Here is a 13,849-nt window from a genome sequence, read left to right as displayed (position 1 = left end):
CGCTCAGTCGCCGCCGCCCGCCAGGCGCCGGCGCATGCGCCTGAGCCCCCACCACGCGGCCGCCACGACCGGCGGCGCCAGCGCGGCGGTCAGCCACGTCTTGTCCACATGCGCCATCTTGGCCAGCGGCGCCAGCGTGTAGGCGGCCAGGTTGACGGCGTAGTAGCTGATGGCGACCACCGACAGGCCCTCGACCGTTTCCTGCAGGCGCAGCTGCAGCGCCGCGCGCCGGTCCATGCTTTCGAGCAGCGCCTGGTTCTGCGCCGACATCTCGACGTCGACGCGCGTGCGCAGCAGATCGGCCACCCGCGCCGCCCGCGCCGCCAGATCGCGCAGCCGGCCCTCGGCCGCGTGGCAGGTGCGCATGGCCGGATCGTAGCGGCGGTTGATGAACTCGGCGAAGGTCTGGCGCCCCTCGACGCGTTCCTCGCGCAGCGCGGCGATGCGGTCGCGCACGATGGTCTCGTAGGCGCGCCCGGCGCCGAAGCGGAAGGCGGCGCGCGCGGCCATGGTCTCGATCTCGGTGGACAGCTCCATGAGCGCGTCGAGCGTGGCGCGCGAGTCGCCGTCGCCCCGGCGCAGCCCCTCCATCAGCCGGGTCAGCTCCTGGTCGATCTCCGACAGCCGCCGCTGCGCGCGCCGCGCCACGGGCAGCGTCAGCATCGAGGCGGATTTGTAGGTTTCCAGCTCGAGCAGGCGCTGCACCAGCCGCCCCAGCCGGCGGCGTCCGACCTCGGGGCGCACGAAGACGGCGATGCGCGCGCAGCCATGCTCGTGCAGGCGAAAATCGGTGGCCGCCAGCGCCTTGCCGTCGAGCACGCGCGAAAGCGCCAGGCTTTCGGCCGAGAAGCACCGCTCGAGGATCGCGCGTTCGGCCGGGCCGGGGGCGGCGGCGTCCTCGGTCAGATCCACATGCACCAGCGCCGAGGCGATGATCCGGCCCGGCGCCTCGGCCAGCCAGTCGGGCGGGAACAGCGCGAAATCGGCGCCGTCGAAGGGCTGGGCGGCGGGGCCGTCGAGGAACAGGGTGTAGGAGACGAACTCGGTGTGGCGCTCCCATTTCAGGCGCGCGCGGCCGAGGGCGCCGAAATAGTGGTCGGCGCCCGGCGCCGGGTGCTGCGCGCCGTGGCGGTCGAGCAGCGCGCGCAGATGGGCGCGGTCGGCCTCGGGGTCGCGCTCGGCCGCGCCGCTTTCTGGCTGAAGGGCGATCATCGCGGCGCGGCAGGGCGCGGCCAGCTCGGGGAAGGGGCGCGCGTGCAGCTCGTTGGCCAGGGCGATGCGGTCGGGATGTTGCGGCGGCAGTCGGTCGATCATGGCGGTCCGGCGCAAGAGGGCGTGAGGGCGCAGCATAGCCCGGCTCCGCCGCGGGGGGCATGCGATATTTGCCGCAGCATTTGCCTCGGCGCCGCCTTCGCGCCGGCGGCGCTGCGCGGGCGGTCGGCCGGCGCCCTGGGCCGGCCGCCGCCCGTCGCGGATGGGCCCGCGCCCCGTTCAGCCCGCGCGCGCCTCGGTCAGCGCCGCGGGCAGGACCTCGGCCAGCAGGTCCAGATCCTCGGGCCGGCCGGCCGAGATGCGGATGCACCGGTCCTGCGGCGCCCGGAAGGGCATGCGCACGAAGACCCCGCGCGCGGCCAGCGCCTGCACCACGCGCCGCGCGAAGGCGCCGTCGCGCCCGCAATCGACGGCGACGAAGTTGGTCGCCGAGGGCAGCGCCCGCAGTCCCGCCTCCTGCGCGATCCGGGCGATGCGCGCGCGCGCGCGGGCGACTTCGGCGCGGACATGGTCAAGCCAGGCCCGGTCGCCCAGCGCCGCCAGCGCCGCGGCCTGCGCCAGGCGGCCGACGCCGAAATGGTTGCGCACCTTGTCGAAGGCCGAGATCAGCTCGGGCGCGCCCAGCGCATAGCCCACCCGCAGCCCCGCCAGGCCATGCGCCTTGGAGAAGGTGCGCATGCGGATGACGCGCGGATCGTCCGCCGGCAGCTCGGGCGCGACGCCTTCGGGGGCGAACTCGGCATAGGCTTCGTCAAGGCAGAGCAGACAATCGGGCGGCAGCGCGTCCAGCATCGCGCGCACGGCCTCGGCGCCGTTCCACGAGCCCATCGGGTTGTCGGGGTTGGCCAGATAGACCAGCGGCGCGCCGCATTCGCGCGCCGCGCGGGCCAGCGCCTCGGGATCCTCGCGGTCGTCGGCGGCGTAGGGAACCGCGACCAGCCGCCCGCCGAAGCCCGCGACGTGATAGGCGAAGGTCGGATAGGCGCCGTCCGACGAGACCACGGGCGTTCCGGGCGCCACGATCAGGCGGCACAGATCGCCCAGAAGCCCGTCGATCCCCGCGCCGACGATGACGTTCTCGGGGCGGGCGCCGTGATGGGCGGCGATGGCCGCGCGCAGCTCGTGCGCCTCGGGGTCGCCATACATCCACGCCTCGGCCGCGGCGGCGCGCATGGCCTCTTGCGCGCGCGGCGAGGGGCCGAAGACGTTCTCGTTCGCGCCAAGCCGCGCGCGGAAAGCACGGCCAAGCGCGCGTTCCTGCGCCTCGGGGCCCACGAAGGGAACCGAGGCGGGCAGGCTGCGGGCCAGCGCCGTCAGGCGCGGCGGGCGGGCGGGTTCGGCGTCGCGGTCGCTCATGGGTCGTCGTCCTGGGTCTGGGGCGCGGCGCGCAGGGCGTGGGCGAGCGCGCGCGCGATGGCGGGGGTCATCAGCCGCGCGCCCTCGGGCGAGGGGTGCAGCGAATCGGCGAACAGGGCGCGGCCCTCGCGCGCGACGTCGCAGCGGCCGCGGGCGCAGAAGACGGGCGTCGAGTCGACCGTCAGCGCCCCCAGCGCCCGCGCCGCGGCCATGGCCTCGGTCAGCGGGGCGAGGGCGGCCTCGGCCTCGGCGCGGGCGGGGCCCTCGGGGGCGGGGCGGCCGAAGCGCAGCGCGCGCCCCAGCGCCTGCGGCACGTCGAAGCCGGGCCGGGGCGGCGGCGCGACGATGACGACCTGCTTGTCCATGGCGCGCAGCCGCGCGACCGTGTCGAGCAGGCGCGCGCGCAACTCGGGGCCTTGCGGCCCGGCAAGCAGCGACTGCAGCGCGCTGACGATGACCACGGCGCGGATCTGCGGCGCGGCGGCGATCTGCATCGCGCGCGCGTTGAAGGCGAGGCATTCGCGCGACTTGGCGTCCTCGCGCCGGAGGAAGCCGGGCAGGGGCGCGCAGGCCGAGCGGCCCAGCGCCAGCCCCCCGGCGCCCAGCGCGCGCCCGGCTTCGTCCAGCGCCGGTTGCAGCGCCATGGCCAGCGAATCGCCCCACAGGACGAATTGCGCCGGGCCTTCGGGCGCGCCGATGCGGCAGGCCAGGGCGGCGGCTTCGGCCGGGTCCGTTGCGCGCGCGATCGCGCCGGTGCGCGCGCCGCAGGCCCGGCCGGGGCCCTCGAAATACGCCTGACGCGCGCCATAGACGGCTTGCAGCGCCGGGTCGAACCGCCAGGGCGCGCCGTCGGCGACCTTGCCGGCCCAGCCAAGCGCGAAGAACGCCGCCGATCCCGCCGCCGCCCATGCGAACGCCGCGCGCCGCGACAAGAGCGGCGGGCGCGCGCGGAAGGGGCGCTCGATCCAGCGCCACGAGGCGAAGGCCAGCGCGAAGGCCGCCGCCACCAGAAGCGCCCGCGTCCAGCCCTCCAGCGGCCCGTCCGAAAGCGTGCGCGCAAAGGCCAGCAGCGGCCAGTGCCACAGGTAAAGCGAATATGACGCAAGCCCGATCGCCACCGGCCAGCGCGCCCCCAGCATCAGGGAAACCGGGTTCGCCCGCCCGCCTGCCGCGATCATGAGCACCGCGCCAAGCGTGGGCGCCAGCGCCGGCCAGCCCGGAAAGCCCGCCTGCGGTCCCAGCAGGACGAAGGCGCCCGCGATCAGCGCCGCGCCCGCCCCCGCCAGCGCCAGCGCCGCGGCGTCGCTCGATGGGCGCGGCGCGGCCAGCGCCAGCAGCGCGCCGGCCAGCAGCTGCCACATGCGCATGTGCGGCAGGAAGAAGGCGTTGTCGGGCGCCGTGCGCACGCCCCACAGCGCCATGGCGAAGCTCGCCGCCGCCAGCGCCGCCAGCGCCGCCAGCGTTCGCCCGCGGCCAAGGCGCAAGAGCGCCCAAAGCAGCGGCGGAAAGACAAGGTAGAACTGCTCCTCGACCCCCAGCGACCAGGTGTGCAGCAGGGGCTGCATCTCGGCCGGGCCGGCGAAGTAGTCGGTCAGGTCGGCCAGCGCGATGTTCGCCGCGAACACCGCCGCGCCGCGCAGGGCGTGGCTGAACTCCATCAGCTCGCGCGGGGGCAGCAGCGCCCAGGCCGCCGCCGTCGAGGCCGCCAGCATGACGAACAGCGCGGGCAGGATGCGGCGAAAGCGCCGCTCGTAGAAGCGCGTGAGCGAGAACGCCCCGGCCCGCATCTCGGCGGCGATGATCCCGGTGATGAGAAAGCCCGAGATCACGAAGAACACGTCCACGCCCGCATAGCCGCCGGGCAGAAGCGCGGGCCAGGCGTGATAGACCACCACCCCCAGCACCGCCGCCGCGCGCAGCCCGTCGATGTCGGGACGATAGGGCGGGCGCGCGGGCGCGCGCTCGGCCCCCTCGGGCGCGGCAGCGAAGGCCTTCATGCGCCGCCTTCCCCGGCCCCGGCGCGCGTCACCGGTCGGGCTCCGGCGTGGCGCGGGCGGTCATGGCCAGGCGCCCGTCCTCGTTCAGCGCCCAAAGGTCGATGGCCTGCTCCGCCCCTCCCGCGCGCTCGGGCGCGCCGCACAGCGCGAAGGGGCGGCCGCGGAACACGGGCGAGACGGCGCGGAACTCGAACCGCGCCAGGGGCCGGGGCGCATGCGCGCGCGCCAGATCGGCCAGAAGCTGCGCGATGAGCGGCCCATGGACCACCAGGTCGGGGTAGCCCTCGACCTCGGTCGCATGGCGCAGGTCGTAATGGATCTTGTGCCCGTTGTAGGTCAGCGCCGAATAGCGGAACAGCAGCGTGCTGTCCGCCGTCGCCTCGCGCCGCCAGGCGGGCGCGTCGGCGCGGCGCGGCGCGGGCGCGGGCGCGGGGTCGCCGGGCGCGGGCAGGGGGCGGTAGACCAGGTCCTGCTCCTCGCGGATCGCCAGGGTCTGGCCAGCGAAGATCTCGTGGCGGATGGTGACGAAGGCCAGCGGCCCGCCCCGGCCCTGCTTGAGCGCCACGTTCTGCACGGCCGACACCCGCCGCGCGGGCGCACCCAGGATCAGCGGCGCCAGAAAGCGCAGCCGCCCGCCCGCCCACATCCTGCGCGGCAGGCCGACGTCGGGGATGAAGTCGCCGGTGCGCGGGTGGCCGTCATGGCCCAGCGCCGAGGCGCGCGCCGCCTCGCGGAAATAGACGAAGTGCCACAGCGGCGGCAGCGGATCGCCGGCCTGCGGCGGCGGGCCGTCGAGGTCGAGCGCGGCGTGCAGCGCCGCGGCGTGCCAGGGGTCGAGCGGGTCCTCGATGACGCGCGCGTTCCCGGCGCTGTCGGGGATGCGTTTCGGGGTCATGAAGCCTGAGAACGCCGCGCGTGGCCCGAAGTCAAGAGCCGCCGCGCCCTGCGCCCCCCGAGCGCGGCGCCGGGCGGGGCGGAATGGGAGCTTCCGGCAAGGATCGCGTGCCGCGCCCGGGGCCGCTCGGGGACGCAAGCGCATGCAGCCGGGGCCCGGATGCCGCGGGGGCGCGGCGCATGGCCGGGTCTTGCGCTCGCGTGGCGGCCCCCGGACGCGGCCGGCGCACAAGGCGGCGTTTGGCGCGCGAGCGCGCGTGCGGGGCGGCGCCGTCGCGCGAGGCGTGCGCGACGCGCGATCGCCGAGGTGCGACCGTACGCGCGATGGGGCGCCGCGAGCGCGAGCGCACTTGTCGAGGATGGCGCCGCCGCGCGAGGGGGTGGGGCGGCCTTGCGCAATCGAGCATCTGGATCGACGCAGCCGTTCGCGCGATCGCGCGCGGGTAGTCGCACGCACAGGTTGCGGTTCGCAGCGATCCGCAAGACCGCGAGAAGACCGCGAACGCGCGGGGCGGCCCGCCCATCGGCGATGCGCTTGGCGCGAGCGCGCGATCGCGCAGGTGGGGCGGCCGCCGAAAGGATGCCGACCGTGCAGGCCAGGGTCGCGATCGCGCGCGTCGGAAGGCTGAAAGGTCGTGTCTGTTGCGGCGGCTGGCGCGCGGTGCGCCCGCGCGCCGCCGCCTGGGCGTCGCGTCGCCGGCGCCGCGGCGCGACGGGCGCCTGCCCCCGGCGTCGCTGCGCCGGTTCCGCGACGGGTCGCATCGCCGTTTCGGCGGCCGTTGCGCGCGCGCTTGCGGCCCGCAGCGGCTTGCCGATGCGGGCGCCGGCGCGCGCCCCGGCGCCGTGTCGGCGCGCGGGCGCTGCGCCGAGCGCGCCCTACACGCCCGCGCGGGCGACCTCGAGCAGGCCGTCCACATCCAGCGACGCCTCGAGATGGTCGGCCAGCGCGTCGAGCGTGCGGTCGATCTGCGCCTCGTAGCCCGGCGCGGAGTCATGCGCGGGCGCGGCGCCCAGCATGCGCAGGAACGCGGCGCGGAAGCCGTCGGCGGCGAACATGCCGTGCAGATAGCTGCCGCGCACGCGCCCGTCGGGGCTCGAGGCGCCCTCGGCGCGGCCGTCCAGCTCGAACACCGGGCGGACGCGGTCGGGGCCCTCGGTGACGCCGATATGGATCTCATAGCCCTCGACCGCCTCGCCCGTCAGCGCGCAACGCCCGCGCGCCAGCGTCAGGCGCTTGTCGGGGCGCATGACCGTGGTCACGTCCAGAAGGCCAAGGCCGGGCGTCTCGCCGGGCGGGCCCTCGACGCCGTCGGGGTCGGCCACGCTGCGTCCCAGCATCTGGTAGCCGCCGCAGATGCCCAGCACGCGCCCGCCGCGCCGCCAATGGGCCAGGATGTCGACGTCCCAGCCCTGGGCGCGGATGAAGTCGAGATCGCCGCGCGTGGACTTGGCGCCGGGCAGGATCACCAGGTCGGCGTCGCCGGGCAGGGCGCGGCCGGGGGGGATCATCTCGAGCCGCACGGCGGGGTCGAGGCGCAGCGGGTCGAGATCGTCGAAATTGGCGATGCGCGAGATGAGCGGGCACGCGATCCTGACCGGCGGCCGCGCCGGGGCGGCCGCGCCGTCGCGCCCGGCGCCGTCCGGCGCGTCGGCGGCGCGCGCGCGCGTCAGATCGGCGGCGTCCTCGGCCGGCAGGCGATGGGCGTCGGGAAACCACGGCGCGACCCCGAACGAGCGCCAGCCCGTGCGCTGCTCGATCAGACGCAGACCGTCTTCGAACAGCGCCGGATCGCCGCGGAACTTGTTGACGATGAAGCCGCGGATCAGCGCCGCGTCGGCCGGGTCGAGCACCGCCTGCGTGCCGACGATCTGCGCGATCACCCCGCCGCGGTCGATGTCGCCCACCAGCGCCACCGGCACATGGGCGGCGCGCGCGAAGCCCATGTTGGCGATGTCGCCGGCGCGCAGGTTGACCTCGGCCGGGCTGCCCGCGCCCTCGACCAGCACCAGGTCGGCCTCGGCGCGCAGGCGCGCGAAGCTGTCGAGCACGGCCTCCATCAGCTGCGGCTTGAGGCGGTGATAGTCGCGCGCCTGCGCCGTGGTCAGCCGCCGGCCGCGCAGGATGACCTGCGCGCCGCGGTCGGTCTCGGGCTTGAGCAGCACCGGGTTCATGTGCACCGAGGGCGCCACGCCCGCCGCGCGCGCCTGCAGCGCCTGCGCGCGGCCGATCTCGCCGCCGTCGGCGGTCACCGCGGCGTTGTTGGACATGTTCTGCGGCTTGAAGGGGCGCACGCGCAGCCCGCGCCGCGCGAACAGCCGCGCAAGCCCCGCCGTCAGCGCCGACTTGCCCACGTTCGAGCCGCAGCCCTGGATCATCAGCGTCGCGGTCATGGCCTGTCCTTCAGCGTCAGCGGCAGCCCGGCGGCGACGAACTCGACCCGGTCGGCGACGGCGGCGATGGTCTGGTTGAGCCGCCCTTGCGCGTCGCGAAAGGCGCGCCCGAGCGCGTTCATGGGCGCCAGCCCCATGCCGACCTCGTTCGAGACGAAGACGATCTCGCCCGGCAGCGCGGGCAGGGCGGCGGCCAGCGCGGCCGCCTCGGCCTCGGGGTCGCGGCCGGCGGCCATGAGGTTGCTGAGCCACAGCGTCAGGCAATCGACCAGCACGCAGCGCCCCTCGGCGGCATGGGCGGCCAGGGCGCGCGTCAGCTCGAGCGGCTCCTCGACCACGGTCCAGTCGGGGCCGCGCTCGGCGCGATGGGCGGCGATGCGCGCGGCCATCTCCTCGTCCAGCGCCTGGGCGGTGGCCAGGAAGACGCGCGGCGGGCGGGTCAGCGCCAGCGCGCGCGCCGACTTGCCCGAGCGCGCGCCGCCAAGGATCAGAGCGACGCGCGCCATAGGGCGGCCTCCTTGCGCAGATCGATGGGCGCGGCGAAGGGCACCTTGCGGGCGAAGACCTGCTCGAAGCTCAGCCCCATGAGGATCATCTGCGCGGCGCGGATCGGCCCGGCATGGCAGACGACCACCGCTCCGTCGGGCATGTCGCGCAGCGCGGCCTCGACGCGGGCGTGGAGCTGCTCGAAGCTGTCGCCGCCATGGTCGCGGCGCGTCCACATGTCCTGCATCCAGCGCTCGGTGTCTTCGCGCGGCAGCTCGGACCACAGCCGCCCCTCCCAGGCGCCGAAGCCGTATTCCCACAGCCGCTCGTCGAAGCGCACCTCCAGCCCGTCGCGCGCGGCCAGCGCCTCGGCCAGGATGCGCGCGCGCCGGGCGGGGCTCGAGACGACGTGCCGCGCGCGCGGCGTCGCGTCGAGCGCGGCGGCGATCTCGGCCTCGGCCCCGGGGGCCAGGTCCAGGTCGAGCCGCCCATAGCACAGCCCCGGCGGGGCGTCGGGGGTGGGATGGCGCAGGAAGATCATGTCCAAAGCCCCGCCAGCGTCGTCATCACGGCGATCTCTCCCAGTTGCTCGATGGCGCCCAACCCGTCGCCCGTATGGCCGCCCAGCCGGCGCTTGAGAAGGCGCAGCATCCACAGGCCGGCCACGAGACCGGCGCCGCATGCGGCCACGGCGCCTGCGCCGCCCAGCGCCGCGGCGATCGCCAGCGCAAGGCCGAGGGCGGCGCCCGCCTCGGCCCGCGTCACGCCCGCCGCGCCGGCCGCCGCGCCGGTCGGGCGCGCATAGTCCGACGCCGCCAGCGCGCCGGTCATCAGCGCCCGCGCCCATGCATGCGCCACGATCAGCGCCGCCGCCCCGGCCGCCGGCTCGAGCGCCGCCAGCGCCGCCCAGCGCAGGCCGATCGAGAAGATCAGCCCCAGCCCAGCATAGGCGCCGATGCGGCTGTCGCGCATGATCTCGAGCGCGCGCTCGCGCCCCGCATGGCCGCCGAGCCCGTCGCAGCAATCGGCCAGCCCGTCTTCGTGCAGCGCGCCCGTGGCCGCGACGCCCGCCGCCACCGCCAGCCCCGCCGCCAGCGGCGCGGGCAGCGCCGCGCCCGCCGCCAGCCACACCGCCGCGCACAGCGCGCCGACGGCCGCGCCGACCAGCGGAAACCAGCGCGCGGCGCGCGCCAGCCGGTCGGGCTCGTGCCCCGCCCAGGCCCAGAGCCGCGCGGGCAGGGGCGCGCGGGTCAGAAAGCCCAGCGCGCCGACGATCAGCCGCAACTCGCGCCCCAGCGCGCCGGCCGCCCCTGCCGCCCCGGCGCGCGCGCCGTTCCCGCCGCCGCCCGCGCGGCCCCCCGCGTCGGCGCTCGCGCCGCCGCCCTGATCGCCGCCCGCGCCGGCCCGGCCGCGCAGGCGGGCCGCGTCGGCGTCTCCGGGGCTTGCGCCCTGGCCATGCGGGGCGGACGCGCCATGCGCCTCGGGCGCGGCGCCCGGCTCGGGCGCGTCGGGGCGGGGCGGCGGCGCCATCAGTCCTTGCCCGAGACGCCGGCGCTTTCGAAGGTGGCCATCTCGGCCAGCATCGCGCAGGCGGCCCTGAGCAGCGGCAGCGCCAGCAGCGCGCCCGTGCCCTCGCCCAGCCGCAGGTCGAGATCGAGCAGCGGGCGCGCCTCGAGCGCCTCGAGCATCAGGCGATGACCCGGTTCGCGGCTCATGTGCGAGAAGATCACCCGCGGGCCGATCTCGGGCCGCGCGGCGATGGCCGCCAGCGCCGCCGACGAGGCGATGAACCCGTCCGACAGCACCGCCGCCCCGCCGGCCGCGGCCGCGGCGCAGGCGCCCGTCAGCGCCGCGATCTCGAGCCCGCCATAGGCCGCCAGCGCCGCCATCGGATCCATGCGGCGCGGATGGCGCGCGGCGGCGCGCTCGAGCACCTGCTGCTTGCGCGACACGCCCTCGCCGTCCAGCCCCGCGCCGGGGCCGACCAGCGGCGCCAGCTCGATCCCGGCGATCTTGTGCGCCAGCATCGCCGCTGACGAGGTGTTGCCGATGCCCATCTCGCCAAGCGCGATGACGGTCGCGCCCTCGGCGATGGCCTCGCGCGCCAGCGCCGCGCCGAATTCCAGCGCCGCCGACAGTTCCGCGGGGGTCATGGCGTCCTCGCGCGCGAAGTTGCGCGTGCCCGGCCGGATGCCCGCGCGCCGCAGCGCCGGCGCGCCCTTTGGCGCGGGCGGGATCGGGGCGGCCACGCCCGCGTCGGCGACGGTCACCTTGCAGCCCATCTCGCGCGCGAAGACCGTCGAGGCCGCGCCGCCGGCCAGGAAGTTGGCGACCATCTGCGCCGTGACCTCCTGCGGCCAGGCGGACACGCCCTCGGCGACGACGCCGTGATCGGCGGCGCACAACAGCAGATGCGCCTCGACGCGCGGGGCCTCGGTTTCCTGGATCAGGGCCAGCTGCAGGGCCAGCTCCTCGATCCGGCCGAGCGAGCCCGGGGGCTTGGTCTTGACGTCGATGGCGTGCTGAACGCGGGCGCGCAGCGCGGGGTCGAAGGGCGGGACGCGAAGATCGGCAAGCATGGTCACTCCTTGACGTGATCGGCGGGCGGCGCGGGGATGCGGGCGATGAAATGACCCTTCACCCCTTGCGGCCACTGCCGGTAGGGCACCTGCCCGGTGGGGCTGTCGGCGTAGAGCGCGGCGTATTCGACCAGCGCGCGCGCGCTGTCCGCGGTGGGGGCGAAGCGGCCCAGCACATAGCCGATCTTGCCCTCGGCGGCGATGGCGGCGTTGCACGGATGCTCGCAGCCCATCAGGCAGGCGTGGCGCTCGACCCGGACCTGGGGCGCGTCGCGCGCGGCGCGTTCGACCTCGGCCAGCAGCGCCTCGCCGCCGGTGCGCCCGTCGCGCACCTTCTCGCCGGGGGCGTGGGCGCAGGTTTCGCATATGATCAGTCGGACGGACATCGGCTCTCCTTGGCGCATCGGGCGGGGCGGGCGCGTGATGGCGCCGCCGCGTGTCGTCTTATGCGCGCGGGGGGACGGAATCAAAGTGGATTGCGACACGCGCCCCAGATGATAAGGAAGGGGCGCGAACGGCGCCCCGAGGAGGGGCGGAGCGGATTCGGGCGCGGCGCCGACCCAAACCGGGGGCGCGGTCCGGGGCCGTTCGACGGGCGGAGCGATCCGCCGGCCGGCCGGGCCATCGGGCGCGGCGGGCTTCCTCCTCGGCGCAGCAGGAGGAAAGGACCCGACCATGACCCGTCACGCTATCGCCGCCGTCTTGGGGCTTGCCGCCGCGCCGGCCCTGGCCCATCCGGGGCACCTGGCCGAGGTTTCGGGCCACAGCCACTGGCTGGCCGCCGGCGCCATGCTGGCCGCCGCCGCGCTGGCGGCGTGGCTGGCCAAGAGCCGCGGCCGCGCGGCCGAGGCCGAGGACGAGGCCGAGGATTCGCAGGCCGACGCGCAGCCCGAGGCCTCGGGCGCGGACCAGCGCGCATGAGCCGCATCGGGGTGATGATCTGCGGCCATGGCTCGCGCAGCCAGGCCGCGGTGGACGAATTCGCCGTGCTTGCGCAGAAGCTGCCGGCGCATCTGCCGCAGGGCTGGCCGGTGGAATACGGCTATCTCGAATTCGCGAATCCGGTCATCCGCGCCGGGCTGGACCGGCTGCGCGCGCAGGGCTGCGACCACATCCTGGCCGTGCCGGGGATGCTGTTCGCGGCCATGCATGCCAAGAACGACATTCCCTCGGTGCTGAACGCCTACGCCGCCGAGCATGGCGTCACCGTGCAATACGGGCGCGAGCTGGGCGTCGATCCCAAGATGATCGCCGCCGCCGCCGACCGCGTGCGAGAGGCCGTGGCGCGCGCCGACGCCGAGCATGGCCCCGTGCCGCTGACCGAGACGGCGCTGGTGGTGATCGGGCGCGGCGCCTCGGACCCCGACGCCAATTCCAACGTCGCCAAGATCACCCGCCTGTTGTGGGAGGGGATGGGCTTCGGCTGGGCCGAGACCGGCTATTCGGGCGTCACCTTCCCGCTGGTCGAGCCCTGCCTCGAGCATGTCGCGCGGCTGGGCTACAGGCGGGTGATCGTGTTCCCCTATTTCCTGTTCACGGGCATCCTCATCGACCGCATCTACGGCTTCGCCGACCTGGTGGCCAAGGCGCATCCGCACATCGAGTTCGTGAAGGCAGGGTATCTGAACGACCACCCCAAGGTGATCGAGACCTTCGCCGAGCGCGTGACCGAGATCCTCGAGGGTCAGAACGCCATGAACTGCGCCATGTGCAAATACCGCGCGCAGGTGCTGGGCTTCGAGGCCGAGGTGGGGATGCCGCAGGAAAGCCACCATCACCATGTCGAGGGGCAGGGCGCCTCGGCGCCCGGCTCGAACGTGGCCGATTGCGCGCTGTGCGACGATTTCTGCACCGGCGCGTGCCGCCTGGACGCGGCGCATGAGCATGAGCATGGGCATGACCACGCGCACGGCCATGGGCACGCGCACGGCCATGGGCACGCGCACGGCCATGGGCACGGCCATGACCATGGCCACCACCATCACCACCACCCGCCTTACCCCCACGCCGATCATCCGCTGGGGCCGCAGAGCGTGCGCAAGCACCTCAAGCGCCCCCGTTGAGCCCCAGGGCGCAGGAGCGCAGACCCGTGAGCCTTTTCGACAGCTACCTGATCGTCGCCTGGTCGGCCGCCGGCCAGCCCGGCGCCGGCGCCGACGCCCCGACCTGGGCGCTGCACCGGCGCAAGGACGGGCTGGCGCGCCTTGAAAGCGCGCCGACCCGGGCCGAGGCGCTGCGCGCGCTGGGCGATCTTCTGGCGCAAGAGCGCGCCTCGGGGCGGCGCGTCCTGGCCGGGTTCGGCTTTCCCTTCGGCTATCCGCGCGGCTTCGCCGCGGCGGCCTACGGCGCCTCGGACTGGATGGCCGTCTGGGCCGGGCTGACCGAGGCGCTGATCGACACGGGCGCCAATCACAACAACCGATTCGCCATCGCCGGCGAGCTCAACCGCCGCCTCGGCCTTGCGGACGGCCCCTTCTGGGGGCACCCGCCCAGCCAGCGCCATCCGGGACTGAGCCAGCTGCGCCCGAAAGAGGCCGCGGCCTTCTCGCAGCTGGGGCTCGAGGAGCTGCGCCTGACCGAGGCCTGGGCCGCCGCGCGCGGCGCGCGGCCCGCGCCGGTGTGGCAGCTCAACGGCGTCGGCTCGGTCGGCGGCGAGGCGCTGACCGGCATTCCCGCCGTCGCCCGGCTGCGCGACGATCCGCGGCTCGAGGGCGCGCGCATCTGGCCCTTCGAGACCGGGCTGACCGCCCCCGACACCGACGCCGCGCCGATCGTCTTCGCCGAAGCGGCCCTGGCCTTCGTCGAGGCCGCCCCGCGCCCCGGCGAGCCCCCCCGCGCCGCGCGCGTGCGCGCCGCCGCCTCGCAGCTGGCGGC

Annotated in this window: 12 protein-coding genes; 2 read left to right on the top strand and 10 right to left on the bottom strand. The window is 75.8% G+C overall.

Annotation, left to right across the window (positions count from 1 at the left end; genetic code table 11):
* Positions 1 to 3: 3 nt before the first annotated feature.
* From LY05_RS10545 to LY05_RS10500, 10 genes are all read right to left on the bottom strand, one after another.
* Positions 4 to 1,350 carry a DUF3422 family protein gene (locus tag LY05_RS10545; protein ID WP_249041932.1) on the bottom strand — a complete coding sequence of 449 codons (1,347 nt, stop codon included), beginning with the start codon at positions 1,348 to 1,350 and terminating at the stop codon, positions 4 to 6.
* A 141-nt stretch (positions 1,351 to 1,491) separates the two neighbouring features.
* Positions 1,492 to 2,628 carry a pyridoxal phosphate-dependent aminotransferase gene (locus LY05_RS10540; RefSeq protein ID WP_148923152.1) on the bottom strand — a complete coding sequence of 379 codons (1,137 nt, stop codon included), beginning with the start codon at positions 2,626 to 2,628 and terminating at the stop codon, positions 1,492 to 1,494.
* The gene (locus LY05_RS10535; RefSeq protein WP_148923151.1) at positions 2,625 to 4,625 is read right to left on the bottom strand and encodes an acyltransferase family protein; all 2,001 of its coding nucleotides are present in this window, start codon (positions 4,623 to 4,625) and stop codon (positions 2,625 to 2,627) included. Before LY05_RS10535 ends, LY05_RS10540 begins: the two co-directional genes overlap by 4 nt.
* A 28-nt stretch (positions 4,626 to 4,653) precedes the next feature.
* On the bottom strand, positions 4,654 to 5,520 hold the full coding sequence (locus tag LY05_RS10530; protein ID WP_148923150.1) for an HTD2 family dehydratase: 867 nt from the start codon (positions 5,518 to 5,520) through the stop codon (positions 4,654 to 4,656).
* An 875-nt stretch (positions 5,521 to 6,395) separates the two neighbouring features.
* Positions 6,396 to 7,910, bottom strand: a complete 1,515-nt coding sequence (locus tag LY05_RS10525) for a cobyric acid synthase (RefSeq protein WP_148923149.1) — start codon at positions 7,908 to 7,910, stop codon at positions 6,396 to 6,398.
* Positions 7,907 to 8,416 (bottom strand): bifunctional adenosylcobinamide kinase/adenosylcobinamide-phosphate guanylyltransferase, encoded by a 510-nt coding sequence (gene cobU, locus LY05_RS10520; protein WP_072747588.1) that lies wholly within the window; start codon positions 8,414 to 8,416, stop codon positions 7,907 to 7,909. The genes LY05_RS10525 and cobU overlap by 4 nt, the downstream gene beginning before the upstream one ends.
* Entirely contained in the window at positions 8,398 to 8,937 is a 540-nt protein-coding gene (locus tag LY05_RS10515; protein ID WP_148923148.1) for a histidine phosphatase family protein, read from the bottom strand. Before LY05_RS10515 ends, cobU begins: the two co-directional genes overlap by 19 nt.
* The gene (gene cobS, locus LY05_RS10510) at positions 8,934 to 9,926 is read right to left on the bottom strand and encodes an adenosylcobinamide-GDP ribazoletransferase (protein WP_148923147.1); all 993 of its coding nucleotides are present in this window, start codon (positions 9,924 to 9,926) and stop codon (positions 8,934 to 8,936) included. Before cobS ends, LY05_RS10515 begins: the two co-directional genes overlap by 4 nt.
* Positions 9,926 to 10,975, bottom strand: coding sequence for a nicotinate-nucleotide--dimethylbenzimidazole phosphoribosyltransferase (gene cobT, locus LY05_RS10505; protein ID WP_148923146.1), 1,050 nt, complete (start codon positions 10,973 to 10,975; stop codon positions 9,926 to 9,928). Before cobT ends, cobS begins: the two co-directional genes overlap by 1 nt.
* Before the next feature lie 2 nt (positions 10,976 to 10,977).
* Entirely contained in the window at positions 10,978 to 11,361 is a 384-nt protein-coding gene (locus tag LY05_RS10500; protein WP_148923145.1) for a DUF1636 family protein, read from the bottom strand.
* Between the two features lie 289 nt (positions 11,362 to 11,650).
* Between LY05_RS10500 and LY05_RS10495 the strand changes: the two genes are divergently transcribed.
* Both LY05_RS10495 and LY05_RS10490 read left to right on the top strand, forming a co-directional pair.
* Positions 11,651 to 11,896 (top strand): DUF6732 family protein, encoded by a 246-nt coding sequence (locus tag LY05_RS10495; protein WP_072747592.1) that lies wholly within the window; start codon positions 11,651 to 11,653, stop codon positions 11,894 to 11,896.
* Positions 11,893 to 13,038, top strand: coding sequence for a sirohydrochlorin chelatase (locus LY05_RS10490; RefSeq protein ID WP_148923144.1), 1,146 nt, complete (start codon positions 11,893 to 11,895; stop codon positions 13,036 to 13,038). The genes LY05_RS10495 and LY05_RS10490 overlap by 4 nt, the downstream gene beginning before the upstream one ends.
* Positions 13,039 to 13,849: the final 811 nt, after the last annotated feature.

The organism is Oceanicella actignis (assembly GCF_008124525.1).
Taxonomy (GTDB): Bacteria; Pseudomonadota; Alphaproteobacteria; order Rhodobacterales; family Rhodobacteraceae; genus Oceanicella; species Oceanicella actignis.
The sequence above is the reverse complement of the archived record's forward strand: the minus strand, read 5'-3'. Positions and strand labels throughout refer to the sequence as shown.

Coding starts and splice junctions, on each gene's coding strand:
- LY05_RS10535 (WP_148923151.1), bottom strand. CDS start 4,625: ATGAAGGCCTTCGCTGCCGCGCCCGAGGGGGCCGAGCGCGCGCCCGCG.
- LY05_RS10545 (WP_249041932.1), bottom strand. CDS start 1,350: ATGCTGCGCCCTCACGCCCTCTTGCGCCGGACCGCCATGATCGACCGA.
- cobU (WP_072747588.1), bottom strand. CDS start 8,416: ATGGCGCGCGTCGCTCTGATCCTTGGCGGCGCGCGCTCGGGCAAGTCG.
- cobS (WP_148923147.1), bottom strand. CDS start 9,926: ATGGCGCCGCCGCCCCGCCCCGACGCGCCCGAGCCGGGCGCCGCGCCC.
- cobT (WP_148923146.1), bottom strand. CDS start 10,975: ATGCTTGCCGATCTTCGCGTCCCGCCCTTCGACCCCGCGCTGCGCGCC.
- LY05_RS10530 (WP_148923150.1), bottom strand. CDS start 5,520: ATGACCCCGAAACGCATCCCCGACAGCGCCGGGAACGCGCGCGTCATC.
- LY05_RS10515 (WP_148923148.1), bottom strand. CDS start 8,937: ATGATCTTCCTGCGCCATCCCACCCCCGACGCCCCGCCGGGGCTGTGC.
- LY05_RS10525 (WP_148923149.1), bottom strand. CDS start 7,910: ATGACCGCGACGCTGATGATCCAGGGCTGCGGCTCGAACGTGGGCAAG.
- LY05_RS10500 (WP_148923145.1), bottom strand. CDS start 11,361: ATGTCCGTCCGACTGATCATATGCGAAACCTGCGCCCACGCCCCCGGC.
- LY05_RS10490 (WP_148923144.1), top strand. CDS start 11,893: ATGAGCCGCATCGGGGTGATGATCTGCGGCCATGGCTCGCGCAGCCAG.
- LY05_RS10540 (WP_148923152.1), bottom strand. CDS start 2,628: ATGAGCGACCGCGACGCCGAACCCGCCCGCCCGCCGCGCCTGACGGCG.
- LY05_RS10495 (WP_072747592.1), top strand. CDS start 11,651: ATGACCCGTCACGCTATCGCCGCCGTCTTGGGGCTTGCCGCCGCGCCG.